Source organism: Variovorax sp. OK605, from assembly GCF_900115445.1.
In the GTDB taxonomy this organism is placed as follows: domain Bacteria; phylum Pseudomonadota; class Gammaproteobacteria; order Burkholderiales; family Burkholderiaceae_C; genus Variovorax.
Genome location: NZ_FOWL01000001.1, coordinates 476,218 through 502,039, shown reverse-complemented (window position 1 = coordinate 502,039; position 25,822 = coordinate 476,218). Strand labels below are relative to the sequence as shown.

21 protein-coding genes and 1 tRNA gene are annotated in these 25,822 nt (G+C 65.9%); 14 read left to right on the top strand and 8 right to left on the bottom strand.

What is annotated here, in order from left to right:
- Position 1: 1 nt before the first annotated feature.
- Both BM013_RS02300 and BM013_RS02295 read left to right on the top strand, forming a co-directional pair.
- The gene (locus BM013_RS02300) at positions 2 to 397 is read left to right on the top strand and encodes a hypothetical protein (RefSeq protein WP_093122275.1); all 396 of its coding nucleotides are present in this window, start codon (positions 2 to 4) and stop codon (positions 395 to 397) included.
- Positions 398 to 533: 136 nt separating this feature from the next.
- On the top strand, positions 534 to 1,748 hold the full coding sequence (locus BM013_RS02295) for a branched-chain amino acid ABC transporter substrate-binding protein (RefSeq protein ID WP_093122272.1): 1,215 nt from the start codon (positions 534 to 536) through the stop codon (positions 1,746 to 1,748).
- A gap of 80 nt (positions 1,749 to 1,828) precedes the next feature.
- Here BM013_RS02295 and BM013_RS02290 read toward each other — a convergent pair whose 3' ends face one another.
- The 5 genes from BM013_RS02290 to BM013_RS02270 form a co-directional block, all read right to left on the bottom strand.
- Entirely contained in the window at positions 1,829 to 2,218 is a 390-nt protein-coding gene (locus BM013_RS02290; RefSeq protein ID WP_093122270.1) for a response regulator, read from the bottom strand.
- A 123-nt stretch (positions 2,219 to 2,341) separates the two neighbouring features.
- Positions 2,342 to 2,698 carry a hypothetical protein gene (locus tag BM013_RS02285; protein WP_093122268.1) on the bottom strand — a complete coding sequence of 119 codons (357 nt, stop codon included), beginning with the start codon at positions 2,696 to 2,698 and terminating at the stop codon, positions 2,342 to 2,344.
- A 199-nt stretch (positions 2,699 to 2,897) separates the two neighbouring features.
- Positions 2,898 to 2,988 (bottom strand) — tRNA-Ser (locus BM013_RS02280).
- 24 nt (positions 2,989 to 3,012) lie between these two features.
- Entirely contained in the window at positions 3,013 to 3,942 is a 930-nt protein-coding gene (locus BM013_RS02275; RefSeq protein ID WP_093122265.1) for an SPFH domain-containing protein, read from the bottom strand.
- Positions 3,943 to 3,993: 51 nt separating this feature from the next.
- Entirely contained in the window at positions 3,994 to 4,419 is a 426-nt protein-coding gene (locus tag BM013_RS02270) for an NfeD family protein (RefSeq protein WP_093122263.1), read from the bottom strand.
- Positions 4,420 to 4,633: 214 nt separating this feature from the next.
- Between BM013_RS02270 and BM013_RS02265 the strand changes: the two genes are divergently transcribed.
- A complete protein-coding gene (locus BM013_RS02265; protein WP_093122260.1) occupies positions 4,634 to 6,934 on the top strand; it encodes an arginine/lysine/ornithine decarboxylase in 2,301 nt (766 codons plus the stop codon).
- Between the two features lie 59 nt (positions 6,935 to 6,993).
- Here BM013_RS02265 and BM013_RS02260 read toward each other — a convergent pair whose 3' ends face one another.
- Complete coding sequence (locus BM013_RS02260) at positions 6,994 to 7,836, bottom strand: DNA ligase (protein WP_093122258.1); 843 nt, start codon at positions 7,834 to 7,836, stop codon at positions 6,994 to 6,996.
- 73 nt (positions 7,837 to 7,909) lie between these two features.
- The gene (fabI, locus tag BM013_RS02255) at positions 7,910 to 8,692 is read right to left on the bottom strand and encodes an enoyl-ACP reductase FabI (RefSeq protein ID WP_093122256.1); all 783 of its coding nucleotides are present in this window, start codon (positions 8,690 to 8,692) and stop codon (positions 7,910 to 7,912) included.
- 37 nt (positions 8,693 to 8,729) lie between these two features.
- Between fabI and BM013_RS02250 the strand changes: the two genes are divergently transcribed.
- The 11 genes from BM013_RS02250 (at position 8,730) to typA (ending at position 24,106) form a co-directional block, all read left to right on the top strand.
- The gene (locus BM013_RS02250) at positions 8,730 to 10,544 is read left to right on the top strand and encodes an extracellular solute-binding protein (protein ID WP_093122253.1); all 1,815 of its coding nucleotides are present in this window, start codon (positions 8,730 to 8,732) and stop codon (positions 10,542 to 10,544) included.
- Positions 10,545 to 10,562: 18 nt separating this feature from the next.
- Positions 10,563 to 11,603, top strand: coding sequence for a microcin C ABC transporter permease YejB (locus BM013_RS02245; RefSeq protein ID WP_093122250.1), 1,041 nt, complete (start codon positions 10,563 to 10,565; stop codon positions 11,601 to 11,603).
- A 7-nt stretch (positions 11,604 to 11,610) separates the two neighbouring features.
- Positions 11,611 to 12,693: an ABC transporter permease gene (locus tag BM013_RS02240; protein WP_177225407.1), complete on the top strand. Its 1,083-nt coding sequence runs from the start codon at positions 11,611 to 11,613 to the stop codon at positions 12,691 to 12,693.
- Positions 12,693 to 14,324 carry an ABC transporter ATP-binding protein gene (locus tag BM013_RS02235; RefSeq protein WP_093122248.1) on the top strand — a complete coding sequence of 544 codons (1,632 nt, stop codon included), beginning with the start codon at positions 12,693 to 12,695 and terminating at the stop codon, positions 14,322 to 14,324. The genes BM013_RS02240 and BM013_RS02235 overlap by 1 nt, the downstream gene beginning before the upstream one ends.
- 16 nt (positions 14,325 to 14,340) lie before the next feature.
- Positions 14,341 to 15,543 carry a YbfB/YjiJ family MFS transporter gene (locus BM013_RS02230; protein WP_093122246.1) on the top strand — a complete coding sequence of 401 codons (1,203 nt, stop codon included), beginning with the start codon at positions 14,341 to 14,343 and terminating at the stop codon, positions 15,541 to 15,543.
- 176 nt (positions 15,544 to 15,719) lie between these two features.
- Complete coding sequence (gene rimP / locus BM013_RS02225) at positions 15,720 to 16,370, top strand: ribosome maturation factor RimP (RefSeq protein WP_093122243.1); 651 nt, start codon at positions 15,720 to 15,722, stop codon at positions 16,368 to 16,370.
- Positions 16,371 to 16,386: 16 nt separating this feature from the next.
- Positions 16,387 to 17,880: a transcription termination factor NusA gene (gene nusA, locus BM013_RS02220; RefSeq protein ID WP_093122241.1), complete on the top strand. Its 1,494-nt coding sequence runs from the start codon at positions 16,387 to 16,389 to the stop codon at positions 17,878 to 17,880.
- Between the two features lie 24 nt (positions 17,881 to 17,904).
- Positions 17,905 to 20,907 carry a translation initiation factor IF-2 gene (infB, locus tag BM013_RS02215; RefSeq protein ID WP_093122238.1) on the top strand — a complete coding sequence of 1,001 codons (3,003 nt, stop codon included), beginning with the start codon at positions 17,905 to 17,907 and terminating at the stop codon, positions 20,905 to 20,907.
- Positions 20,908 to 20,928: 21 nt separating this feature from the next.
- Positions 20,929 to 21,300 (top strand): 30S ribosome-binding factor RbfA, encoded by a 372-nt coding sequence (rbfA, locus tag BM013_RS02210; protein ID WP_093122236.1) that lies wholly within the window; start codon positions 20,929 to 20,931, stop codon positions 21,298 to 21,300.
- A gap of 2 nt (positions 21,301 to 21,302) precedes the next feature.
- The gene (gene truB / locus BM013_RS02205; RefSeq protein WP_093122233.1) at positions 21,303 to 22,271 is read left to right on the top strand and encodes a tRNA pseudouridine(55) synthase TruB; all 969 of its coding nucleotides are present in this window, start codon (positions 21,303 to 21,305) and stop codon (positions 22,269 to 22,271) included.
- Entirely contained in the window at positions 22,268 to 24,106 is a 1,839-nt protein-coding gene (typA, locus tag BM013_RS02200; protein WP_093122230.1) for a translational GTPase TypA, read from the top strand. The genes truB and typA overlap by 4 nt, the downstream gene beginning before the upstream one ends.
- A gap of 180 nt (positions 24,107 to 24,286) precedes the next feature.
- On the opposite strand, the gene BM013_RS02195 is transcribed toward typA, so the two are convergent.
- A complete protein-coding gene (locus BM013_RS02195; RefSeq protein WP_093122228.1) occupies positions 24,287 to 25,723 on the bottom strand; it encodes a hypothetical protein in 1,437 nt (478 codons plus the stop codon).
- Positions 25,724 to 25,822: the final 99 nt, after the last annotated feature.

The following is a 25,822-nucleotide window of genomic DNA, read 5'->3' as shown; positions in this document are numbered from 1 at the left end:
CATGGCCAGCAACCTGCGCACGCCACCGCGGTTCGTCCCCACGCTGACCACCGTGCTCGAGGTTCCGCCGGAGCCCTCAGCCGTCGAGCCCGAGGCCGCATCGGCCACCCAGCCGGACCCCGCGAGCGCGATGGCATTGCCGCCGGCCATGCAGCTGTCGCAGGCCGAAATCGTCAGCCTCGAAGAGCAGCTTCTGCACCGCGTCTTGCAGCGCGTCGACCTGTCGCTCGAAGAGCGTTTGAGCGACACCGTGTCAGCTGCGATTCAGCATCAACTCGACGCAATGGTGCCGCGTTTGCGCAATGAAATCGAAGCCGTTTTGCGCGCTTTGGTGATCGAGGCAATGGCCGCCGAACTCTCGGAAAACACAGGGTCTACGCCAGCTTCCGGCGTGTAAATCCTCGGCTAAACTGCGCCGCAGGTCGGAAGGGCGTGAGGGTGCCGCTGGTCCGCGGCGCGAAACTTGCGAGGTCTGCGCGCCCGGATCACACGACCGGTTTTTTATTGTTCTCATCCAAGTTCTGGAGGTTCCCATGCAATTGAAATGGACTGCGGTCGCACTGGCTGCAATCACGCTTGTGGCTTGCGGCAAGAAGGAAGAAGCTGCTGCTCCCGCTGCGGCGCCGGCGCCTACGGCTGCGGCCCCGGCTGCACCTGCACCCGCACCTGCCGGAGACACGCTGGTCGTCAAGATCGGCCATGTGGCACCCACCAGCGGCCCGATTGCCCACCTCGGCAAGGACAACGAGTTCGGCGCCAAGATGGCCATCGAAGACCTGAACGCCAAGGGCCTCAAGATCGGCGACAAGGTTGCCAAGTTCGAACTGGTTCCCGAAGACGATGCCGGTGATCCGAAGCAAGGCACCGCAGTCGCCCAGAAGCTCGTGGACGAAAAGGTCAACGGCGTGGTCGGTCACCTGAACTCGGGCACCACCATCCCCGCCTCGAAGCTGTACAGCGACGCCGGCATTCCGCAGATCTCGCCTTCGGCCACGAACCCGAAGTACACGCGTCAAGGCTTCAAGACCACGTTCCGCGTGGTGGCTGACGACACGCAACTCGGCGGCACGCTGGGCAAGTACGCAGTCGAAACGCTCAAGGGCAAGAACATTGCCGTGATCGACGACCGTACCGCCTACGGCCAAGGCGTTGCCGAGGAATTCGAGAAGGCTGCGAAGGCTGCCGGTGCCACCATCGTGGGCCACGAATTCACCACCGACAAGTCGACCGACTTCAACGCCATCCTGACCAAGCTGAAGGCTTCCAAGCCCGACGTGCTGTTCTTCGGCGGCATGGACGCCGTTGGCGGCCCGATGCTCAAGCAGGTCAAGCAACTCGGCATGAACGTCAAGTTCATGGGCGGCGACGGCCTGTGCACCGGCGAACTGCCGAAGCTGGCTGGCGATGCCATCGGCGAAGACATGGTGGTGTGCGCTGAAGCCGGCGGCGTGGACGGCGACTTCAAGCAGCCGCTGGAAGACTTCAAGGCCAGGTTCAAGACCAAGAACGGCGTCGAAGTGCAGATCTATGCACCGTACGTGTACGACGCGGTCAACGTGCTGGCCGAAGCCATGGTCAAGGCCGGTTCGTCCGACCCCGAGAAGTACCTGCCTGAAGTCGGCAAGGTGCAATACAAGGGCGTGACCGGCCCGATCGCCTTCGACGAAAAGGGCGACATCAAGAACGGTGCCCTGACGCTGTACACCTACAAGGGCGGTGCGCGTACACAGATCGCCGTGGTGCGCTGATCCGCTGATTCGCATCAGCCAAACAAAAAGGGCCTTCGGGCCCTTTTTTCATTTCTGCTCGGCAAGCGTCTTGGTGCGGTTCAGAGCGGCGCGAGGCCCGAGGGGCGGTTGGTGTTGCAGTACTCGATGAAGGCGTCGAGGTCGCGCGACTTGTCGAACACCGCGTCCGCGCCCAGCGCGGCGCAACGGGCCCGGATGTCGACGGTCACATAGTTGCTGAGCACCACCACGCGCTGCATGGGCGTGCGCGTCTTGCAGCCGGCAAGCACGCCAAGGCCGGAGCCTTCCTTGAGGAAGAGGTCGACGATCAGCAGTTGCCAGTCGTTGGGGTGGTCGGCGAGCCAGGCGAGCGCTTCGGTTTCGGTTTCAGCGAAGCCGACCACGCGGCCGTTGACGAGGTCCTCGAGTGCCGGGACCAGGTTGTCCCTGATGGTCTTGTTGTCCTCGACGAGGAACGTGATGAGGGCCATGCCGTGGTTTTGCTTTGAGAACCAATAGCGTAGCGTGCCTGACGCCGTCCCAGCGTAGGAGAAGGGATACGGACGCAGGGAGCAAGGCGCGCTGCCGTGCTCGGCTCGGCCTGGCTCAGTCCTTCAGTCTTTCCCTTCGGCGCGGATCCGGGCCTTGAGCGTCTCGGCCAGTGCCTTGCTCTCGTCGAGCTCGGCGGTGACTTCGAGGCGTCTCTCGATCTCTTCGCTCAGGGCGGCATTGACCTCCGCGAGCTTCTCGGCGGACTTGGCCAGCTTTTCCTCGAGCTGGCTGGTGTGCTCGATGGCCTGCGCCACTTCGCCGACCTGCACTTCGTCGGGCAGTTCCTGCTCGAGCACGGTGCTCACGACGGCGAGGTTGTCCGAGGCGCGCTGCACGTCGGCGGCGACCTGTTCGCTCTTCTTCAGGGTGCTGTCCAGCGATGTCGTGCCGCGCGGCGAGGTTTGGGGTTGTCCGGCCATCGAGGCTCCTTTGCGGGCTAGAAACGAAAACGTCTGGATCGTACCGCCAGAGCCGGGCGTCCGGTGGGCGTTGTCCAGTGGTTGGAAAGCAACGCGTCGCGCTGCCCTCCAGATGACAAAAAAGCCCAAGCGCTTGTGGCGACTTGGGCTTCTTGCTATCTGCATGCTTGTTCGTGAACGGTTACGAACAATCAATCTCTGGCGGAGCAGGCGGGATTCGAACCCGCGGAGGGCTATTAACCCTCACACGCTTTCCAGGCGTGCGACTTAAACCGCTCATCCACCGCTCCGAGCCTTCGAGTATAGCAGTCAGTTCAGCTCGGATTCGAAGGTTTGCCGGCCTGGACCATGCGCATCGCCGATGCGATGAGCGCCGCGGTCTCGCTCATGTTGCTCGGCACGATCAGCGTGGTCTTGGAATCGGCCGCGACCTTGCCGTAGGCGTCGACGGCGCGCTCGGCCACCTTGAGCTGCACGGCCTGCTCGCCGCCCGGCAGGCGGATGGCCGCGGCCACGCGTTCGATGGCGTCCGCCGTCGCGGTGGCCACCGCGGTGATGGCGGCGGCTTCACCCTGCGCGTTGTTGATCTGCGCCTGCTTCTCGCCTTCGGAGCGGGCAATGAAGGCCTCGCGTTCGCCGGTGGCTATGTTGATCTGCTCCTGGCGGCGGCCTTCCGAGGCCGCAATCAGCGCGCGCTTGCCGCGCTCGGCGGTGATCTGCGCCTGCATGGCCAGCAGGATTTCCTTCGGCGGCGTCAGGTCCTTGATTTCGTAGCGCAGCACCTTCACGCCCCAGTTCAGCGCCGCTTCGTCGATCGCGGCCACCACCTGCGCGTTGATCACGTCGCGTTCCTCGAAGGTCTTGTCGAGCTCGAGCTTGCCGATCACGCTGCGCAGCGAGGTCTGCGCGAGTTGCGTCACCGCCACGATGTAGTTCGACGAGCCGTAGCTCGCGCGCATCGGGTCGGTCACCTGGAAGTACAGGATGCCGTCGACCTGCAGCTGCGTGTTGTCGCGCGTGATGCAGATCTGGCTCGGCACGTCGAGCGGGATCTCCTTCAGGCTGTGCTTGTAGGCCACCCGGTCGATGAACGGGATCAGGAAGTTGGGGCCGGGCGTCATGGTGCCGTGGTACTTGCCCAGGCGCTCGCGCACCCAGGCGTTCTGCTGCGGCACGAACTTCACCGACTGGCTGATGAAGATGATCGCGATGACCAGGATGATGAGGGGGACCGAAAATTCCATGGTGCGCTTCCTTTTCTAAGTTCTCTGGATTCGTTGAGTTCTGCGGACTGACTAGACCTTGTCGACCACCAGCCGGCTGCCGACCACCTCGACCACGCGGTGTTCACCGGTCGATGGCGTGTGGCCCGCGCGCTGGATCACCGTCCATTGCGCACCCCGGTAGCGCACGGTGGCCGTGCCGTCGGCGTTCCAGGCGTCGACGTGCACGCTCTCGCCGATGTCGAGGTTCACGTCGCGGTTGGCTTCGGTGGGCGGGGCGGGCGGACGCTTGCGCTGGACCGAGTACCAGACCAGCACGGCCCCCACGCCGATGAGGGCAGCCACGATCAGCTGCGTGACGGTGCCGAAGCCCAGGTGCGCGGAGATCGCTGCGGCCGCGAAGCCGGCGGCGAGCAGCAGCAGGTAGACCGTGCCCGAAAGCAACTCGACGACGATGGCCACTCCCGCAATCAGCCACCAGACGGTGGAATTCGCCATGACAACTCCTCTTTTCCTTGTTCGATGCGCGCCATTCTGATGCATGAAGCTCAAGCGCTTGTCCTGCGTAGGGGTACTGGCGCGAGGGAAGCGGCCTTGCCTGACGGGACCGAATGTCTTGCGCGAAGCTGACCAAATCCGTCATCCGAATTCCGTACACTTCGCGCCTCGCTCTTTTGCCCTGTCTTCCAGCCTGACCGTCGGAGCCCCGCTCATGAAATTTCGCTTTCCCATCGTCATCATCGACGAGGACTTCCGCTCCGAAAACACTTCGGGCCTCGGCATTCGCGCGCTCGCGCAGGCCTTCGAAAGCGAGGGCTTCGAGGTGCTGGGCGTCACGAGCTACGGCGATCTGAGCCAGTTCGCGCAGCAGCAAAGCCGCGCCAGCGCGTTCATCCTGTCGATCGACGACGAAGAGTTCACTGTCGGCCCCGACCTCGACCCGGCCGTGCTGAACCTGCGCAACTTCATCGGCGAAGTGCGTCGCAAGAACGCCGACGTGCCGATCTACATCTACGGCGAGACCAAGACCTCGCGCCACATCCCGAACGACATCCTGCGCGAACTGCATGGCTTCATCCACATGTTCGAGGACACCCCCGAATTCGTGGCGCGCCACATCATTCGCGAGGCCAAGAGCTATCTGGAGGGCGTGCAGCCCCCGTTCTTCAAGGCGCTGATCGACTACGCGGAAGACGGTTCGTACTCGTGGCACTGCCCGGGCCACTCCGGCGGCGTGGCGTTCCTGAAGAGCCCCGTGGGCCAGATGTTCCACCAGTTCTTTGGCGAGAACATGCTGCGCGCGGACGTCTGCAACGCGGTGGAAGAACTCGGCCAGCTGCTCGACCACACCGGCCCGGTGGCGGCCAGCGAACGCAATGCGGCGCGCATCTTCAATGCCGACCATTGCTTCTTCGTGACCAACGGCACCAGCACCAGCAACAAGATGGTGTGGCACCACACGGTGGCGCCGGGCGACGTGGTGGTGGTCGACCGCAACTGCCACAAGTCGATCCTGCACGCGATCATCATGACCGGCGCGATTCCGGTGTTCATGAAGCCCACGCGCAACCACTTCGGCATCATCGGCCCCATTCCGAAGAGCGAGTTCGAACAGAGCGCCATCAAGGCCAAGATCAAGGCCAACCCGTTGCTGGCCGATATCGATCACGAGAAGGTCAAGCCGCGTGTGATGACGCTCACGCAGTCGACCTACGACGGCGTGATCTACAACACCGAGACCATCAAGAACATGCTCGACGGCTACGTCGACACGCTGCACTTCGACGAAGCCTGGCTGCCCCATGCGGCCTTCCACCCGTTCTACGGTGCGTACCACGCGATGGGCAAGCGCCGCGTGCGGCCCAAGGATTCGCTGGTGTTCGCCACGCAGTCCACCCACAAGCTGCTGGCCGGCATCAGCCAGGCCAGCCACGTGCTCGTGCAGGACTCACAGAACCGCCAGCTCGACCGCGACCTCTTCAACGAGGCCTACCTGATGCACTCGTCGACCAGCCCGCAGTACGCGATCATCGCGAGCTGCGACGTGGCCGCCGCCATGATGGAGCCGCCCGGCGGCACCGCGCTGGTGGAAGAAAGCATCCTGGAAGCGCTCGACTTCCGCCGCGCCATGCGCAAGGTGGAAGAGGAGTTCGGCAAGGACGAGTGGTGGTTCAAGGTCTGGGGCCCCGAGAAGCTCGTCGACGAAGGCATCGGCCGCGCCGAGGACTGGATCATGACGGGCGAGAAGGAGCCCTCCAAGCGCAAGACCAAGAAGTCGCCGCGCAACTGGCACGGCTTCGGCGACCTGGCCGACGGCTTCAACATGCTCGACCCGATCAAGTCGACCATCGTCACGCCCGGCCTCGACCTCGAAGGCAACTTCGCCGAGACCGGCATCCCGGCCAGCGTGGTGACCAAGTTCCTCGCCGAGCACGGCGTGATCGTGGAGAAGACCGGCCTGTACAGCTTCTTCATCATGTTCACCATCGGCATCACCAAGGGCCGCTGGAACACGCTGCTCACGGCGCTGCAGCAGTTCAAGGACGACTACGCGCGCAACCAGCCGATGTGGCGCATCCTGCCCGAGTTCTGCCAGCAGCACCCTGGCTATGAGCGCCTGGGCCTGCGCGATCTGTGCCAGCACATCCACCAACTGTATGCGCGCTACGACGTGGCCCGCCTCACGACCGAGATGTACCTGAGCGACCTGACGCCGGCCATGAAGCCGAGCGACGCGTTCGCCCATATCGCGCACCGCAAGACCGAGCGCGTGGAGATCGACGAACTCGAAGGCCGCATCACCACCAGCCTGATCACGCCGTACCCGCCGGGCATTCCGCTGCTGATCCCGGGCGAAGTGTTCAACAAGAAGATCGTCGACTACCTCAAGTTCTCGCGCGAGTTCAACACGCAGTGCCCGGGCTTCGAGACCGACATCCACGGCCTGGTGGCGCGCGTCGACGAGACGGGCAAGAAGCGCTACTACGCGGACTGCGTCCGGGAAGCGAAGTAAGGGCCTGAAAAGACCTGAGGTTGGGCGGCCCGGAAGACTTCCGCGGCCGGCCCGGCTTTCTAGCCTTCGCGCACCCGCATGAAGCGCGCGAAGCGCGGCAGGCCCTTGGCGGTGGTGCCGTTGTAGCGGTAGGTCACCCAGCTGCCGATGGCGGGCGGGTGCTCCCGCTCGGCGTCGGTCAGCCCGGTGCCGAGCTTGAAGCGCTTGCCGTCGGCCGTCTCGACCACCAGCGCGCCGAGCCGGGCGCTGTGCTTGCCCTTGCCGGGCACGTGCTCGATCACGCGGGCTTCGGCGTCTTCATAGGGCTTGACCTTCAGCAGGTCGCTGTTGCGTTCGCCCCGGTACTGGGAGCTGCCGCGGTGGAGCATCAACCCTTCGCCGCCCATCTTGACCGTCTTGTCGAGCAGCGCCTGCAGCTCTTCGTGCGTGGTCGCGCGCTGCTGCGGCACCGGCACCACCCACGGCGCGTCGGTGATGGGCAGCAGCTTGCGCAGCGCGGCCAGCCGGGTGCTGAAGTCGCCGCCCTGGGCGGGCAGGTCGAACACCATGAAGCGCATCTCGTGCCACGCGACGTCGTTGGGCGTCTGGCTGCGCACGGTCGAGACCGCGTGCGCGAACCTGCCACGGCCCGCCCACAGCTCCCCGTCGAGCGGCTGCCGGGGCAGAGGGGCGGTGAACCATGTGGGCGCCACCACGCGCTCGCCGCCGCGCGTCCAGAGCTGCTTGCCGTCCCAGTAGCCGCGCACGCCGTCGTACTTCTCGCTGACCCAGTAGTCGTTCAGCGACATGCCCTGGCGGTAGACGTCGGCCAGCATGAGCGACGGCGCGGCCTCGCGCGCGAACACGGCGGGCGCCGCGATCACGCCGAAAGCGGCCAGCAGGAGGGAGCGTCGGCTCAGCACGGTGCTATGAAATAAGTAGCGCAATACGACCGTCTGACGACCGTATCAAGCATTTGGGGCGTTTTCGGCAGAGTTACTCGGCCATCCCGCCGACGACGTTGCTGAAGCCGCCGTCGACGTAGGTGATCTCCGCCGTCACGCCGCTGGCCAGGTCGCTCAACAGGAATGCGGCCACGTTGCCGACTTCCTCGATCGTCACGTTGCGGCGGATCGGCGAGGCGTCGGCCACGGCGGCCAGCATCTTGCCGAAGCCCTTGATGCCGCTGGCGGCCAGCGTCTTGATCGGGCCGGCGCTGATGCCGTTCACGCGCATGCCCTTCGGGCCGAGCGACGCCGCCGTGTAGCGCACCGACGCTTCGAGCGAAGCCTTGGCCAGGCCCATGGTGTTGTAGTTGGGCAGCGCGCGCTCGGCGCCCAGGTAGGTCAGCGTGAGCAGCGCCGACTTGTCGTTCAGGTAGGGCAGTGCCGCCTTGGCCATGGCCGGGAAGCTGTAGGCGCTGATGTCGTGCGCGATCTTGAAGCCTTCGCGCGAGAGCCCGTCGAGGAAGTCGCCCGAGATCGACTCGCGCTGTGCGAAGCCGATGCTGTGCACGAAGCCGTCGAACTTGGGCCAGGTCTGCGAGAGATCGGCGAAGAGCTTGTCGATCTGCGCGTCGTCGCCCACGTCGCAGTCGAAAATCAGCTTCGAGCCGAAGTCTGCGGCATATTCGGTGATACGGTCCTTGAACCGCTCGCCGACATAGCTGAAGGCGAGCTCCGCGCCCTGTTCGTGACAGGCCTTGGCAATGCCATAAGCAATGGAGCGATTGCTCAACACACCGGTGATCAACAGTTTTTTGCCGGAAAGAAAGCCCATGAAGTTGCCTCGTGAAAATCTTGGGCAGAATTCTCGCATGCGGTTTCTCCGGGTCTGGTGGTTGATGGTGTGTGCGGTTCCCGCGTGGGCCGCGCATGGATATGCACTCTGGGACGACCTGAAGTACGCCCCGGGCTTCAAGGCCTTCGACTACGTGAACGTCGACGCGCCCAAGGGCGGCGAGCTGCGGCTGGTGAGCAACCTGCGGGTGTCCACCTTCGACAAGTACAACCCCTTCACCATCAAGGGCTCGGCGCCGGCCTACCTCGACAGCCTGCTGTTCGATACGCTGCTGACCGGCGCCATGGACGAGACCGGCTCCGGCTACGGCCTGCTGGCCGAGGACGTCACGGTGGCCGCGGACCGCCGCAGCGTCACCTTCCGCCTGCGGCCCGAGGCCCGGTTCCACAACGGCATGCCGGTCGAGGCGGCCGACGTGAAGCACAGCTACGACACGCTCATCGGCCCTTTCACCTCGCCAGGCTACAAGACGCTGCTGCAGGAGGTCGACGGCGCCGACGTGCTCGACGCGCGCACCATCCGCTTCCGCTTCAAGACCATCAACCGCGAGCTGCCGCTGATCGTGGGCAGCCTGCCGGTCTTCAGCCGGGCCTGGGGTGTGGAAAACGGCAAGGCCAAGCCCTTCGACCAGGTGGTGATGGACATTCCCATCGGCAGCGGCGCCTACAAGATCGGCCCGGTGCGTTTCGGCAAGGACATCACCTACGTGCGCGACCCCGCCTACTGGGGGCGCGACCTGCCGGTGAACCGCGGTTCGCACAACTTCGATCGCATCACCGTCAAGATCTACAAGGACAACACGGCGCGGCTCGAGGCCCTGAAGGCCGGCGAGTTCGACATGATGAGCTTCTACTCGGCCGGCGACTGGGCGCGCCGGGTGAACGGCAAGCGCTTCACCACGGGCGAGCTCGTCAAGCACGAGTTCGCGCACAAGAAGCCTTCGGGTTTCCAGAGCTTCGTGCTCAACAGCCGGCGCGACAAGCTCGGCGACCCGCGCGTGCGCGAGGCGCTGGGCCTGGCGCTCGACTACGAGTGGATGAACCGGCAGATGTTCTACAACGGCTACCCGCGCGTGACGGACCTGTTCGGCAACACCGACTGCGAGGCCCGGGGTCTGCCGTCGCCCGAGGAAAAGGCGCTGCTCGAACCCTGGCGCGGCAAGATCCCCGAAGCGAGCTTCGGCCCGATGTACGCCCCGCCCGTCACCGAGGGCGAGGGCCAGTCGCTGCGCAACAACCTGCGCCGCGCGCGCGACCTGCTCAAGCAGGCCGGCTGGGAGTATCGCGACGGCGCGCTGCGCAACGCCAAGGGCGAGGCCATGACGTTGGAGTACCTCGACAGCAAGGAAGGCGGCGTGCGCACGGTGTCGCCGTGGATCCGCAACCTCGAGAAGCTCGGCATTTCGCTGAACTTCGCCACGGTCGACTTCGCGCTCTACCAGGAGCGGCTCGACCGCTTCGAATTCGACATCACGACCATCAACTTTCCGGGCACCAACAACCCGGGCCAGCAACTGCTGGAGATCTTCGGCAGCAAGGCGGCCAAGACCGAAAGCTCGGGCAACTACATGGGTGTTTCGACGCCCGCGGTCGATGCGCTGCTCAAGGACATCGTCGACGCCGACACCAAGGCCGAGCTGATGCCGGCCTGCCGCGCGCTCGACCGCGTGATCATGCACAGCCACTACCTGATTCCCCAGTGGACGCTGACCTCGCACCGCATCGTCTACGACGACTGGCGCCTGGCCTTCAAGTCGCCCATGCCGCCGTATTCCAACGGCGAAGACTGGGTCATGGGCACGTGGTGGGCCAAGCCGCCAAGCCAGAAATAGAAGAGAAGGAAACCGGCCGTGCTCTCCTATGTCCTCAAACGCCTCTTGCTGTTCATTCCGACCTTGCTCGGCGTACTGCTGGTGACCTTCCTCGTGATCCAGTTCGTGCCCGGCGGCCCGGTGGAGCAGTACCTGGCCGAAGCCAAGACGGCGGGGCGGGGCGGCGGTGGCGGCGGCTTCGAGTCCGGTGGCGGCAGCTACCGCGGCAACCAGGGCGTCGACCCCAAGCGGCTCGAGCAGATCAAGGCGCTGTACGGCTTCGACAAGCCGGCGCACGAGCGGCTGTTCCAGATGCTCGGCCAGTTCGCGCGCTTCGACCTGGGCAAGAGCTTCTTCCAGAACAAGGACGTCTGGACGCTGATCCTGGAGAAGCTGCCGGTTTCCATCAGCCTGGGCCTCTGGACCTTCTTCATCAGCTACGGCGTGGCCGTGCCCCTGGGCGTCGCGAAAGCGGTGAGGGCGGGCACGCGATTCGACCTGATCAGCACGCTGATCGTTCTCATCGGCTATGCCATTCCGGGCTTCGTGCTGGGCGTTGCGCTGCTGGTGGTGTTCGGAGGGCAGTTGCAGTGGTTTCCGTTGCGAGGACTGACCTCGGCCAACTGGGACGACCTGGGCTGGGGCGCGCGCATCGTCGACTACCTCTGGCACATCACGCTGCCCGTCACGGCCATGGTGCTCGGCAGTTTCGCGGTGACGGCCATGCTCACCAAGAACGCCTTTCTCGAGGAAATCCGCAAGCAGTACGTGCTGACGGCGCGGGCCAAGGGGCTGGGCGAGGGGCAGGTGTTGTGGAAGCACGTGTTCCGCAACGCGCTGATCCCGATCATCACGGGCTTGCCGTCGGCGTTCATCGGCGCGTTCTTCGCGGGCTCGCTGCTCATCGAGACGCTGTTCTCGCTCGACGGCCTCGGGTTGCTGGGCTACGAGAGCGTGATCCGGCGCGACTACCCGGTGGTGCTGGGCACGCTGTACCTCTTCACGCTGATCGGCCTGGTGACCAAGCTGATCTCCGATCTCTGCTACGTATGGGTGGACCCGCGTGTCAAATTCGACTGAGGGCGTCATGGGCGGCGCCGTCGCGGGCAGCGTCGAGGCGAAGGCTCCGGCGCTGGCCAAGACCGCTCACATCTCGCCCGGCCGCCGTGCCTGGCTGCGCTTCAAGCGCAACCGGCTCGGTTTCTGGAGCCTGGTGATCTTCACCGTCCTGGTGGTGCTGAGCCTGTTCGCCGAGGTGCTCTCCACCGACAAGCCGCTGGTGCTGCGCTACGAAGGCCACACCTATTTCCCGGTGCTGCGCGACTACTCCGAGAAGACCTTCGGCGGCGACTTCGAAACACCGGCCGACTACCTCGACCCCTTCATTCGCGAGCGCATCACGCAGGGCGACAACTGGGCGGTCTACGCGCCCAACCCCTACGGCCCGAAAACGCTCAACTACTTCGCCAAGGCGCCCAGCCCGGCCGCGCCGACGGGTGACAACTTCTTCGGCACCGACGACCGCGGCCGCGACCTCCTGGCGCAACTGATCTACGGCTTTCGCGTGAGCGTGCTGTTCGGCCTGGCGCTCACCGCCATCGGCACGGTGCTGGGCGTGGCGGCGGGCGCGGTGCAAGGCTACTTCGCAGGGAAGATCGACCTCGCGTTCCAGCGCTTCATCGAAATCTGGGGCTCCATGCCCGAGCTGTACCTGCTGATCATCTTCAGCGCGATCTTCGCCCCCAGCGTGGCGCTGCTGCTCATCCTGCTGAGCCTGTTCGGCTGGATGGGCCTGGCCGACTACGTGCGCGCCGAGTTCCTGCGCAACCGCCAGATGGATTACGTGCGCGCCGCGCGCGCCCTGGGCGTGAGCAACCTGCAGATCATGTGGCGTCACATCCTGCCCAACAGCATGGTGCCGGTCGTCACCTTCCTGCCGTTTCGCATGAGCGCGGCCATCCTGGCGCTGACCTCGCTCGACTTCCTGGGCCTGGGCGTGCCGCCGGGCACGCCGTCGCTCGGCGAACTGCTGAGCCAGGGCAAGGCCAACATCGACGCCTGGTGGATTTCCATTTCCACCTTCGGCGTGCTGGTCGTCACGCTGATGCTGCTGACCTTCATGGGTGACGCGCTGCGCGATGCACTCGATCCCCGCAAGGCAGACAAGTGATGAACGGTGCTCCCGCAAATCTCCCCTTGATCGACGTGAAGGGCCTGCGCGTCGCGTTCGGCGGCAAGGAGGTCGTGCACGGCATCGACTTCCAGATTGCCGCCGGCGAAAAGCTGGCGCTGGTCGGCGAATCGGGCTCGGGCAAGACGGTCACGGCGCTGTCGCTGCTGCGGCTGGTGCAGAACGCCGATGTGACCGGCGTTGCAAGGCTTTTCGGCGGCGAACGCACGCAGGACGTGCGAGACCTGCTATCGATTCCGGAGCGCCAGCTGCGCGGTATCCGCGGCAAGGAGATCGCGATGATCTTCCAGGAGCCGATGACCGCGCTGAATGCGCTCTACACCGTGGGCGACCAGATCGCCGAGGTGCTCGAGCTGCACGAAGGGCTGTCGGCGCGTGCCGCACGGGCGGCCGCGGTGCAGCTGCTGGCCGACACGGGCATTCCGGAGCCGGCGCGGCGCGCGCAGGCGTTTCCGCACCAGCTCTCGGGCGGGCAGCGCCAGCGCGCCATGATCGCCATGGCGCTGGCCTGCAAGCCGCGCCTGCTGCTGGCCGACGAGCCGACCACGGCGCTCGACGTCACGGTGCGCGCGCAGATCCTCGACCTGCTGGCCGACCTGCAGCGCAAGCACGGCATGGCGGTGCTGCTGATCACGCACGACCTGAACCTGGTGCGCCGCTTCGCCGACCGCGTGGCGGTCATGGAGGACGGCCACATCGTCGAACATGGCGCGGTGGCGCCGGTGTTCGACGCGCCGCGGCATCCCTACACCCGCAAGCTGATCGACAGCCACCCCGAGCGCGACGTGGCGGCCGTGCCGGCCGGCGGCGCGGCGCCGGTGCTCGAGGCCAAGGCGCTGCGCGTGATCTACCCGGTGCCCAAGCCCGGCATCGGCGGCTGGTTCCGCAAGGGCGAGTTCGTGGCGGTGCAGGGCGCGGATTTCCGCATCGCGCCGGGCGAGACGCTGGGCGTGGTCGGCGAATCGGGGTCGGGCAAGTCGACGCTCGCGCTGGCGGCGCTGGGGTTGTTGCGCTACCAGGGCGCGCTGAAGGTCACCGGGAAGGACTGGGCGGTCGATCGTGCGTCGGACCTGGGCCTGCGCCGCGTGATGCAGGTGGTGTTCCAGGACCCGTTCTCCTCGCTGTCGCCGCGCATGACGGTCGAGCAGATCGTGGGCGAAGGGCTGCGCGTGCATGCGCCGCAACTGGACGCCGAGGCGCGGCGGGCGCGTTCGCTCACGGCGCTGGCCGATGTCGGGCTGACCGAGGCGCAGTTTCCGTCGCTGCTCGACCGCTATCCGCACGAGTTTTCCGGCGGCCAGCGCCAGCGCCTGGCGATTGCGCGCGCGCTGATCGTCGATCCGCAACTGCTGGTGCTCGACGAGCCGACCAGCGCGCTCGACGTGACGATCCAGAAGCAGGTGCTGGCGCTGCTGCAGCGCCTGCAGCGCGAGCGGGGGCTGAGCTACCTGCTGATCACGCACGACGTCGAGGTGATCCGCGCCATGGCGCACCAGGTCATCGTGATGAAGGACGGGGCGATCCTCGAAAACGGGGCGGTGGAGCGCGTGCTCGACGCGCCCGAGCATCCCTATACAAAGAAGCTGGTGGCCGCCGCGCTGCTGGAATAAACGGAGTCTTCAAGCAATGCCGGAAATCGGACGCGACCGTCGCGGGGCGTGGCGCGCTGCGCTGGCCTGCATGGTCACCCTGTCGGTGGCCATGGGCCTGGGGCGCTTCGCCTTCACGCCCATGCTGCCCATCATGCTGCACGAGGGCAAGCTGGAGCTGGCGGCCGGCGGGTTGCTGGCGTCGCTCAACTACCTGGGTTATTTCCTGGGGGCGGTGAGCTGCGCGGCAATCAGCGTCAAGGCGTCGAGCATGGTGCGTGGCGGGCTTCTGGCCACGGCGGCGCTGCTGGTCGGCATGGGGCTGCTGCACAGCTTCACGAGCTGGGGCGTGCTGCGCACCGCGGCCGGCGTGATGAGCGCCTGGGTGTTCGTCTTCGCTTCGGGTTGGGGGCTGCGGCGGCTGGCCGAGACGAACGCGCCGGCGCTGGCGGGCGTGATCTACACGGGGCCGGGCATCGGCATCGCGATGACCGGGCTGCTGGGCGGCGCGCTAGGGCGCTGGGGTTCGGAGGCGGGGTGGATCGGGCTGGGCATCCTGGGGCTGGCGCTGATCGCGGTGATCTGGCGCGTGTTCGATGACGGCGAGAGGGCGCCGGCTGGCACTGCGGGTGCAGCGGCGCCCGCGGCGGCGGCGCGTACCGCGGCATCGGCCGCGGACCGCAGCGACGCCATCTGGCTGGTGGCGCTCTACGGCCTCGCAGGATTTGGTTACATCATCACCGCGACTTTTCTGCCGGTGATCGCGCGGCAGGCGCTGCCGGGCTCGTCGTGGCCCGATTTCTTCTGGCCGCTGTTCGGCCTGGCCATCATTCCGGGGGCGCTGATCGGTGCTCGCGCGCCGACGCACTGGGACAACCGGCTGCTGCTGGCGGTGGCCTATGCGCTGCAGGCACTGGGCGTGGTGTTTTCGGTGGCGTGGCCCACCATTGGCGGCTTTGCGCTCGGCAGCCTGCTGCTGGGCATGCCGTTCACGGCCATCACTCTTTTTGCGATGCGCGACGCGCGCCGGCTGCGCGGCAATGCCGCGGCGGGGCTGATCGGCTATGCGACGGCGTCGTACGGGGTGGGGCAGATCATCGGCCCGCTGTTCGCGGCGCCGCTGGCGCAGCGCACGGGTTCTTTTCAGGTGCCGCTGCTGGTCGCGGCAGCCGCTTTGGCGCTCGGCGCGGTATTGTTTGCGTGGGTCTGGTTCAAATCTCGCCGCTCAATCACCATTTGAGTGCTGAAGCCCCTTCATTTATTACACGAATAGCATATAATTCGAGGCTCACGACCAAACGGGCGGGTACCAACCGCCCGTTTTTTTTGGTCTATGCATTCTGAACATTCCAGCGATCTGGCGTCCGTGGCGGGCGGACGGCACAGGTCCCGTACTTAAAAGGCATCTTCGAACACGTGGCATTGCAGCAAATAGTTGAACAAACCGTGGCCGGTCTCGGCTATGACCTGGTCGAGATCGAGCGCTCGGCCGGGGGAACGCTGCGCGTGACGATTGATTTGCCCTGGACGGCCCCCACCTCCGAAGACTTGGCTGCCGGCGTTCCGGAGCCCTTCGTGACGGTCGAGGACTGCGAGAAGGTCACGCGCCAGTTGCAATTCGCGCTCGAAGTGGATGGTGTCGACTACAAGCGGCTCGAGGTGTCCTCGCCGGGTATCGACCGTCCGCTGCGCAATGAGCAGGATTTCGCGCGTTTCGTGGGAGCGGTGATCGACATCACGCTCAAGGCGCCCATGGGCGCGGCGGCGGCGGGCCAGGTGTCGGCCAATCGCAAGAAATTTCGCGGCACGCTGGAGCGGGCCGAGCAGCAGGGCGAGGAGGGCGGCGGCGCCCGAGGCTGGCAAATCGTCTGGAGCGATGCGCCCGAGCCCAAGCCCGGACAAAAAGTGAGCAAGAAGCGCGCGCCTGCACCGTTGCATGCGCTGGGCTTCGTTCTGGACGAGCTGCGCGACGCGCGGCTCGCACCCATTGTGGATTTCAAGGGCCGCAAGGCCAAAACCCAACCGGGTTTTTCGGATATTGACGACGGAACGCAGGTTCCGGACTGACCAGAGGAGTGGTGGCATGAATCGCGAAATGTTGATGTTGGTGGATGCGATCTCGCGCGAGAAGAACGTCGAACGTGACGTGGTCTTCGGCGCGGTCGAATCCGCACTGGCGCAAGCCACCAAGAAGCTCCACCAGGGCGACGTGGACATCCGCGTCTCGGTCGATCGCGACAGCGGCGACTACGAAACCTTCCGCCGCTGGCACGTCGTTCCGGACGAAGCCGGCCTGCAATTGCCCGACCAGGAAATCCTGCTTTTCGAAGCCAAGGAAGAAATGTCGGACATCGAGGTCGGCGAGTACATCGAGGAAGCGGTGGACTCTGTGCCGATCGGCCGCATCGGCGCCATGGCCGCCAAGCAGGTCATCCTGCAGAAGATCCGTGACGCCGAGCGCGAGATGCTGCTCAACGACTTCATGTCGCGCGGCGACAAGATCTTCGTGGGCACCGTCAAGCGCCTGGACAAGGGCGACATCATCGTCGAGGCCGGCCGCGTCGAAGGCCGCCTGCGCCGCAGCGAGATGATCGCCAAGGAAAACCTGCGCAATGGCGACCGCGTGCGCGCCATGATCATGGAGGTCGACCTGACGCTGCGCGGCGCGCCGATCATCCTGTCGCGCTCGGCCCCCGAATTCATGATCGAGCTGTTCCGCCAGGAAGTGCCCGAGATCGAACAGGGCCTGCTCGAAATCAAGAGCTGCGCCCGTGACCCGGGTTCGCGCGCCAAGATCGCCGTGCTCTCGCACGACAAGCGCGTCGACCCGATCGGCACCTGCGTCGGCGTGCGCGGCACCCGTGTCAACGCCGTGACCAACGAGCTCGCCGGCGAGCGCGTGGACATCGTGCTGTGGAGCGAAGACCCGGCCCAGTTCGTCATCGGCGCGCTGGCCCCGGCCAACGTGTCGTCGATCGTGGTGGACGAAGAAAAGCACGCCATGGACGTGGTGGTCGACGAGGAAAACCTCGCCATCGCCATCGGCCGCGGCGGCCAGAACGTGCGCCTGGCTTCCGACCTGACCGGTTGGAAGATCAACATCATGGATGCGAACGAGTCGGCGCAGAAGCAGGCCAGCGAAACCGATGCCAGCCGCAAGCTGTTCATGGAAAAGCTCGACGTCGACGAGGAAATCGCCGACATCCTGATCGCCGAAGGCTTCAACAGCCTCGAAGAAGTCGCCTATGTGCCGATCTCCGAAATGCTCGAGATCGAGGCGTTCGACGAAGACACCATCAACGAGCTGCGCGCCCGCGCCAAGGATGCGCTGTTGACCATGGAAATCGCCAAGGAAGAGGGCGTCGAGGCCCAGCCGCAAGTGTCGCAAGACCTGCACGACCTCGAAGGCCTGGACCCCGAGCTGATTCCCAAGCTGACCGAAGCGGGTGTGAACACCCGTGACGACCTTGCCGACCTCGCGGTCGATGAACTCACCGAGATCACCGGCCAGAGTGCCGATGACGCCAAAGCCCTCATCTTGAAAGCCCGCGAACATTGGTTCGCCGGCCAAGAGTGACGGTCATGGAGGCACGAAACCAATATGTCCAGTACCACTGTCGCCGAGTTCGCGAACGAGCTCAAGAAGACTCCCGAAACCTTGCTTGACCAGCTCAAGAGCGCAGGCGTGCCCAAAGCGGCCGTCACCGATGCACTCACCGAGGCTGACAAGCAGCGCCTGCTCGGCCACCTGAAGGCCAGCCACGGCACTGTTGAGCCCGAGCGCAAGAAGATCACGTTGACGAAAAAGTCGACCAGCGAGATCAAGCAGGCCGACGCCACCGGCCGTGCGCGCACGATCCAGGTCGAGGTGCGCAAGAAGCGCACCTTCATCCAGCGTGAAGACGGTCATCCGGCCACGCCGGAATCGGCGCAGCACGTGGCCGAGGCGCCCGTTGAGCCGCCCGCACCGCCTCAGGTCGATCCCGCCGAACTGGCCCGCCGCGAGGAAGAAGCGCGTCGCCAGGCCGAGCTGATCCGCCGCCAGGAAGAAGAGCTGGCCGAGAAGCGTCGCCTGCGCGAAGAAACCGAAGCCCGCGAACGCGAACAGGCTGAGAAGGCCGAGCGCGCCGAACAGGCCGAACAAGCCCAGCAGGAAGCCGTGCGCATCGCCGCCGAGAAGAAGGCCGCGGCCTTCGCCGAAACTGCTGCAGTGAACGCCGCCAACCGCGACGCGAACAGCAAGCCGGCTGCGCCCGCCGTGGCCGCTGCCGCCGCCGCTGCCGCTGCGGCCGCCGCCGCCGCTGAACAACAGGCCGCCGACACCAAGCTCGCCGCGCAGAACGCTGCCGCGCAAGCCAAGGAAGACGCCAAGGCCAAGGCCGCCGCCGAATCGAAGGCCCGTGCCGACGAAGAAGCCGCCCGCGCCAAGGACCTCGACGAGCGTCGCCGCAAGGCCCTCGCCGAAGCCGAAGCCATTCGCGCCATGATGAACGCGCCGGCCCGCGTGCTGGTGCCGCACAAGGCGCCCGAGAAGCCGCAGCCTGAAAAGTCCGCGGTCAAGGGCACGCTGCACAAGCCGGCCACGCCCGCCGCACGCCCCGGTGCGCCTGCCGCGCCCGGCGCTGCAGCAGCACCCGGCGCCGCCGGTGCGGGCAAGGAAGTCAAGTCCGCGAAGCTCTCGTCGAGCTGGGCTGGCGATCCTGCCAAGAAGAAGGAAATCAAGACCCGCGGCGATGCCAGCGGTGGTGTCGGTCGCGGCAACTGGCGCGGAGGCCCGCGCGGTCGCCGTGGCAACGACCGCGGCGGTCACGACGAGCAGCACGCACCGGCCGCACCGGTCGAGGCGCGCATTCTCGAAGTGCACGTGCCCGAAACCATCACGGTGGCCGAGCTCGCGCACAAGATGGCCGTCAAGGCGCAAGAGGTCATCAAGCAACTGATGAAGCTCGGCCAGATGGCGACCATCAACCAGTCGCTGGACCAGGACACCGCCATGATCCTGGTGGAAGAAATGGGCCATACCGCGGTGGTTGCCGCGCTGGACGACCCGGAAGCTTTCACCGACGAGGACGTGTCGGCGCAAACCGCCGAGGCCCTGCCGCGCGCACCGGTCGTGACCGTCATGGGTCACGTCGACCACGGCAAGACCTCGCTGCTGGACTACATCCGCCGCGCCAAGGTTGCCGCGGGCGAAGCCGGCGGCATCACGCAGCACATCGGTGCGTACCACGTGGAAACCGAACGCGGCATGGTGTCGTTCCTCGACACCCCGGGTCACGAGGCCTTCACGGCCATGCGTGCCCGCGGTGCGCAGGCCACCGACATCGTGATCCTGGTGGTGGCGGCTGACGACGGCGTCATGCCCCAGACCAAGGAAGCCATCAAGCACGCGAAGGCGGCTGGTGTGCCGATCGTGGTTGCCATCAACAAGGTGGACAAGCCCGACGCCAACCTGGACCGCGTGAAGCAGGAACTGGTGGCCGAAGAGGTCGTGCCTGAAGAGTACGGCGGCGACGTGCCGTTTGTGCCGGTGTCCGCCAAGACGGGCCAGGGCGTCGACGACCTGCTCGAGCAGGTGCTGCTGCAGGCCGAAGTGCTGGAACTCAAGGCGCCGGTGGAAGCCGCCGCCAAGGGCCTGGTCATCGAAGCCCAGCTCGACAAGGGCCGCGGCCCGGTCGCTACCGTGCTGGTTCAGTCCGGTACGCTCAAGACCGGCGACGTGGTGCTGGCCGGTTCGACCTATGGCCGCGTGCGCGCCATGCTGGACGAAGACGGCAGGTCGACCAAGTCGGCGGGTCCGTCGATCCCGGTGGAAATCCAGGGCCTGACCGAAGTGCCGCAAGCGGGCGACGAGTTCATGGTGATGAGCGACGAGCGCCGTGCGCGCGAAATCGCTACCTACCGAGCCGGCAAGTTCCGCAACACCAAGCTGGCGAAGCTGCAGGCCGCAAACCTGCAGAACATGTTCACCGACCTGTCGGCAGGCGAAGTGCAGACGCTGCGCATCATCATCAAGGCCGACGTGCAGGGCTCGCAGGAAGCGCTCGCGCAATCGCTGCTCAAGCTGGCAACGGACGAAGTCAAGGTGCAGGTGGTGTATGCCGGCGTGGGTGGCATCAGCGAAAGCGACATCAACCTGGCCATCGCATCGAAGGCTGTTGTGATCGGCTTCAACGTGCGTGCCGATGCCGGCGCGCGCAAGCTGGCCGAGAACAACGGCGTGCAACTGAACTACTACAGCATCATTTACGACGCTGTGGACGAGATCAAGGTTGCGATGTCGGGCATGCTGGCACCGGAGCGCCGCGAGGAAATCATCGGCTCGGCCGAGATCCGCACGGTGTTCGTGGCCTCGAAGATCGGCACCGTTGCCGGCTCGTACGTCACTTCGGGCTCGGTCAACCGCAGCGCGCATTTCCGCCTGCTGCGCGACAACGTGGTGATCTACACCGGCGAAGTCGACTCGATCAAGCGCATGAAGGACGATGTCCGCGAAGTCCGCGAAGGTTTTGAGTGCGGTATCAAGCTCAAGAACTACAACGACATCAAGGAAGGCGATCAGCTCGAATTCTTCGAGATCAAGGAAATCGCCCGGACGCTGTAAGCGTTCGAAGCGAGAGAGTCCATGCCGAAAAGAAAAGCCGCCGCCCCCAACCGCGCGTTCAAGGTTGCCGACCAGATCCAGCGCGATCTGACGGAGCTGATCGCGCGCGAGTTGAAGGACCCGCGCGTGGGCATGGTCACGATCCAGGCCGTCGAGGTCACGCCCGACTATGCGCACGCGAAGATCTTCTTCAGCCTGCTCACGGGCGACGTGGACGAGACCACCGAAGCGTTGAACCAGGCCGCGGGCTTCCTGCGCAACGGCCTGTTCAAGCGCCTGCACATCCACACGGTGCCCACGCTGCACTTCCTGTTCGACCGCACCACCGAGCGTGCGGCCGACATGAACGCGCTCATCGCGCAAGCCGTCGCCTCGCGTTCGAAAGACGAATAGCCATGAACGCGCCACGCACCAGGGTGCAGCGGCGCCCTGTGCATGGGGTGTTGTTGCTCGACAAGCCGCTGGGACTCTCCAGCAACCAGGCCTTGCAGAAGGTCAAGTGGTTGCTGCGCGCTGAAAAGGCGGGCCACACCGGCACGCTGGATCCGCTCGCGACGGGCGTCCTGCCGCTGTGCTTTGGCGCGGCCACCAAATTCAGCCAGTTGCACCTGGACGCCGACAAGACCTACGAGGCCACGGCCCGCCTGGGCGTGAAGACCGCGACCGGCGATGCCGAGGGCGACGTGATCGCCGAGCGGCCCGTGCACGTGACGCCGGAAGACCTGGCGCGCGTCGAGGCGCAGTTCACCGGCCCGATCCGCCAGGTGCCCCCGATGCACAGCGCGCTCAAGAAGGACGGCAAGGCGCTGTACGAGTACGCACGTGAAGGCATCGAAATCGAACGCGCTCCGCGCGACGTCGTGATTTATCAGCTGAAAGTGTCCGATACGGGCGCCCCACAAGAGAAGTTTGCTATCAAGATCGAAGCAAAAGTCAGCAAGGGCACCTACATCCGCACGCTCGGCGAAGACATCGGTGAAGCGCTGGGATGCGGCGCGCACCTGAGTTCGCTGCGGCGCACCGCCACCGGCGGTTTCGTCGAGGCGCAATGCATCACGCTCGAAGCGCTGGAGGCGATGGACGAAGAGGAGCGCCTGGCGCTGCTCTTGCCTGCCGAGGTGCTGGTGGACGGCCACAGCCGCGTCACGCTCGGCGCGGAAGATGCGGCACGTTTTCTCTCGGGCCTGCGCCGCCGCGGCGACTGGGCCGATGCAGGCGAGGTGGCCGTGTTCGGCACCGAGCCGGCGGCCTTCCTGGGCACCGCCCACGTAGTGGCCGGCGAACTGATCCCGGGGCGCTTGCTGAACCCCATCGAAATTCAGCAAATTCTTTTGAACGCACAACAGACCGAAGCGACACCATGAGTACCAAGCAAATCCGCAATATCGCCATCATTGCCCACGTGGACCATGGCAAGACCACGATGGTCGACCAGCTGCTGCGCCAGTCGGGCACCTTCGCCGAGCACGAGAAGGTCGTCGACACGGTGATGGACAACAACGCCATCGAAAAGGAACGTGGCATCACGATCCTGGCCAAGAACTGCGCCGTGACCTGGGAAGGCACGCACATCAACATCGTCGACACCCCGGGCCACGCGGACTTCGGCGGTGAAGTGGAACGCGCGCTGTCGATGGTCGACGGCGTGGTGCTGCTGATCGACGCGCAGGAAGGCCCGATGCCGCAGACGCGCTTCGTGACCAAGAAGGCGCTGGCCCTGGGCCTGAAGCCGATCCTGGTGGTGAACAAGGTCGACAAGCCCGGTGCGAACCCCGACAAGGTGGTCAACGCCGCCTTCGACCTGTTCGACAAGCTCGGCGCAACCGACGAACAGCTCGACTTCCCCGTGGTGTACGCCTCGGGCATCAACGGCTGGTCGTCGCTGGAAGAAGGCGCGGCCGGTGAGCAGTGGGGCCCCGACATGTCGGCCCTGTTCAACACCATCCTGAAGCACGTGCCGTCGCAAAAGGGTGACCCCGCCGCGCCGCTGCAGCTGCAGATCTCGGCCCTCGACTTCTCGACCTTCGTCGGCCGCATCGGCGTGGGCCGCATCAGCCAGGGCACGCTCAAGCCCATGACCGACGTGCTGGTCATGGAAGGCCCGGACGGCAAGACCGTCAAGGGACGCGTGAACCAGGTGCTGACCTTCCAGGGCCTGGACCGCGTGCAGTCGACCGAAGCCGGCCCCGGCGAAATCGTGCTGATCAACGGCATCACCGACATCGGCATCGGCGTCACCGTGACCGACAAGGACAAGCCCGCGCCGCTGCCCATGCTCAAGGTCGACGAACCGACGCTGACCATGAACTTCTGCGTGAACACCAGCCCGCTGGCCGGCCGCGAGGGCAAGTTCGTCACCAGCCGCCAGATCTGGGACCGCCTGCAAAAGGAATTGCAGCACAACGTGGCCCTGCGCGTGAGCGAGACCGACGAAGAAGGCATCTTCGAGGTCATGGGCCGCGGCGAACTGCACCTGACCATCCTCTTGGAAAACATGCGCCGCGAAGGCTATGAAATGGCCGTGTCGAAGCCGCGCGTGGTGTTCCGCACCGTGAACGGCGAGAAGCACGAGCCCATCGAATTGGTCACGGCCGACATCGAAGAAGGCCACCAGGGCGGCGTGATGCAGGCGCTGGGCGAACGCAAGGGCGAACTGGTCAACATGGAGCCGGACGGCCGTGGACGCGTGCGTCTCGAGTACCGCATTCCGGCGCGCGGCCTGATCGGCTTCACGAACGAATTCCTGAACCTGACGCGCGGCTCGGGCCTCATCAGCAACATCTTCGACAGCTACGAAGCCCACAAGGGCGAGATCGGCAGCCGCAAGAACGGCGTGCTGATCTCCATGGACGACGGTGAAATCTTCACCTACGCGCTGGGCAAGCTGGACGACCGCGGCCGCATGTTCGTGAAGGCGAACGATCCGGTGTACGAAGGCATGATCGTCGGCATCCACAGCCGCGACAACGACCTGGTGGTGAACGCCACGCGCACCAAGCAGCTGACCAACTTCCGCGTGAGCGGCAAGGAAGACGCGATCAAGATCACGCCCCCCATCGACCTCACGTTGGAATACGGCGTCGAGTTCATCGAAGACGACGAACTGGTCGAGATCACGCCCAAGAGCGTGCGCCTGCGCAAGCGTTTCCTGAAGGAAAGCGATCGCAAGCGCGCCGGCCGCGACACGTCGATGGGCTGATTGCCCTGACGCCCCGCCTTGGCGGGGGCGCAGTCTGAAAATCACCTCCGGCTCGGCTTCTTCAGGAAGCCGGCGCCGCAGGTGATTTTTTCGTTTTTGCGGGGAACGGCGGCAAACGGCAAGAACGGCAAGAACGGCAAGAACGGCGAGGGCGGCGCGGATCGCGCCGGGCGGTCCACGCTACTGTGGCATGGCCGCGTCGGTGACACCCATGCGCTTGAGGCGGGCCTCGAGCAGCGTGCGCGTGAAGATCTTCGGAAAATCGTCGCTCACGCGCCAGCTGCCGTCGTCCTGCACGAAGCTGAATTCGCCGCTCAGCGCGATCGAGGTGCTGTCGTCGCCGCCGATGGCGCCCAGCAGGCGGTCGTTGTATTCGACGACCAGCGGGCAGGCCTGGCCCGCGTCGTTCTCCAGCGCGCGGCAGGCGCCCGTCACTTCGATCTCCGCAATCTCACGCGAGCGGGCGGGGTCGGTGTCGACCATGCTGGATTCGCTGTGTGCGCGTGGGCGCGGATACGAGCCGGCCTGGCGCGCGCTCAGCGGCGCGGCGCCTGCGCGGAAAGCGGCTTCCAATGCCTCGCGGCCGATCGGCTCGGCGTTGTAGCGCGGCTTGCCGCTGGCGTCGAGATGGCCGAAGCGCGCTCGCACGATCGTCGGGTCGGCGCCGCGCACGATCATCTCGTCGCTCTTCGGCGCCACGGGGCCGATGGTGTAGGCCATCTCGTCCTTGTCGTCGCCCTGCGTGATGACGGCCGTGCAGCCGCGCACGCGGTCTGCCTTGCGGTAGCCGACCTCGCGCAGCGCGCCGATGGTGGGCGTGCGCACGTCGGCGCGCTGCTCGGGGTCGATGGTGTGCATGCGCACGTCCATGCCCACGCGGAACATCAGGCGGTCGAGCGTCTTGCGCGTGGAAGCGGCGTCGCAGCCGGGCACGCCGGCCGGCGCGAGCAGGTACCAGCCGAGGCCGCCGCCGAGCACCAGCACGGTCAGCAGGAACTTCAGCGCGCCGGTGCGCCGCGTGCGTTGCGTGTTCGACTTCCAGGTGCTCATGAGCTGTGCGTCGGCGTCGATCAGCGCCTGCGCCTCTTTCACGATGCGCGCGCGCTCGGCGGCCAGGGCAAAGGCCGGCTCGGCCGCGACCTGGGCCCGCGTGGCCTCGAAGCTGGCTTTCTCCAGCAGTTCTTCCGTCACCAGCCAGGCCAGCGTGGCGGGCAGCGCAGCGGGCACGCTGCCGGTGACCGGTGTTTCTTGCCGCGCGATGTCGCGTGTCTCTGCGTCGATCAGGCCGTCCTTGTGGAGCGCCTCGAGCGCTTCGTGCGTGATGCCTTGGCCGGCCAGGTCGACGAGGTCGTCGGCATCGATGGCGATGTCCGTCGCGTCGTCGGCGTGGGGGTGATCCGTCGCGGCGGATTCGATCCTGTCGAGCGCGGCGTCCTGTTCCTCTTGGGTGATCAGGCCGCGCACGCGCATCCACGCCAGGGCGTGCGCCGGGCCGGGCAGCGGGGGCAGGGCGGCGGTTTCAGGGTGGGCCAGCACGGCGTCGTGCTGTGCATCGGTGATCAGGCCCTGGGTCAGCAACGCGAGGAACGCGTCCGGGTTGGCGGCGGATGTCGTCATGCGGGGATTCTGCCGTGAGCCCGCGCGGCGCGGCGTCGGCCGAAACGGACAAAAAAACGCCGGCAGATGCCGGCGTTGTCTTCGTGCGTCCGGGTCGTT

Bases quoted from the DNA above. Each gene is read 5' to 3' on its own strand.
- typA (WP_093122230.1), top strand. From the start codon at position 22,268: ATGAGTACCAAGCAAATCCGCAATATCGCCATCATTGCCCACGTGGAC.
- BM013_RS02275 (WP_093122265.1), bottom strand. From the start codon at position 3,942: ATGGAATTTTCGGTCCCCCTCATCATCCTGGTCATCGCGATCATCTTC.
- BM013_RS02270 (WP_093122263.1), bottom strand. From the start codon at position 4,419: ATGGCGAATTCCACCGTCTGGTGGCTGATTGCGGGAGTGGCCATCGTC.
- infB (WP_093122238.1), top strand. From the start codon at position 17,905: ATGTCCAGTACCACTGTCGCCGAGTTCGCGAACGAGCTCAAGAAGACT.
- BM013_RS02285 (WP_093122268.1), bottom strand. From the start codon at position 2,698: ATGGCCGGACAACCCCAAACCTCGCCGCGCGGCACGACATCGCTGGAC.
- BM013_RS02290 (WP_093122270.1), bottom strand. From the start codon at position 2,218: ATGGCCCTCATCACGTTCCTCGTCGAGGACAACAAGACCATCAGGGAC.
- BM013_RS02195 (WP_093122228.1), bottom strand. From the start codon at position 25,723: ATGACGACATCCGCCGCCAACCCGGACGCGTTCCTCGCGTTGCTGACC.
- BM013_RS02230 (WP_093122246.1), top strand. From the start codon at position 14,341: ATGCCGGAAATCGGACGCGACCGTCGCGGGGCGTGGCGCGCTGCGCTG.
- BM013_RS02265 (WP_093122260.1), top strand. From the start codon at position 4,634: ATGAAATTTCGCTTTCCCATCGTCATCATCGACGAGGACTTCCGCTCC.
- truB (WP_093122233.1), top strand. From the start codon at position 21,303: ATGAACGCGCCACGCACCAGGGTGCAGCGGCGCCCTGTGCATGGGGTG.
- nusA (WP_093122241.1), top strand. From the start codon at position 16,387: ATGAATCGCGAAATGTTGATGTTGGTGGATGCGATCTCGCGCGAGAAG.
- BM013_RS02300 (WP_093122275.1), top strand. From the start codon at position 2: ATGGCCAGCAACCTGCGCACGCCACCGCGGTTCGTCCCCACGCTGACC.
- BM013_RS02250 (WP_093122253.1), top strand. From the start codon at position 8,730: ATGCGGTTTCTCCGGGTCTGGTGGTTGATGGTGTGTGCGGTTCCCGCG.
- BM013_RS02240 (WP_177225407.1), top strand. From the start codon at position 11,611: ATGGGCGGCGCCGTCGCGGGCAGCGTCGAGGCGAAGGCTCCGGCGCTG.
- fabI (WP_093122256.1), bottom strand. From the start codon at position 8,692: ATGGGCTTTCTTTCCGGCAAAAAACTGTTGATCACCGGTGTGTTGAGC.
- BM013_RS02235 (WP_093122248.1), top strand. From the start codon at position 12,693: ATGAACGGTGCTCCCGCAAATCTCCCCTTGATCGACGTGAAGGGCCTG.
- BM013_RS02295 (WP_093122272.1), top strand. From the start codon at position 534: ATGCAATTGAAATGGACTGCGGTCGCACTGGCTGCAATCACGCTTGTG.
- rbfA (WP_093122236.1), top strand. From the start codon at position 20,929: ATGCCGAAAAGAAAAGCCGCCGCCCCCAACCGCGCGTTCAAGGTTGCC.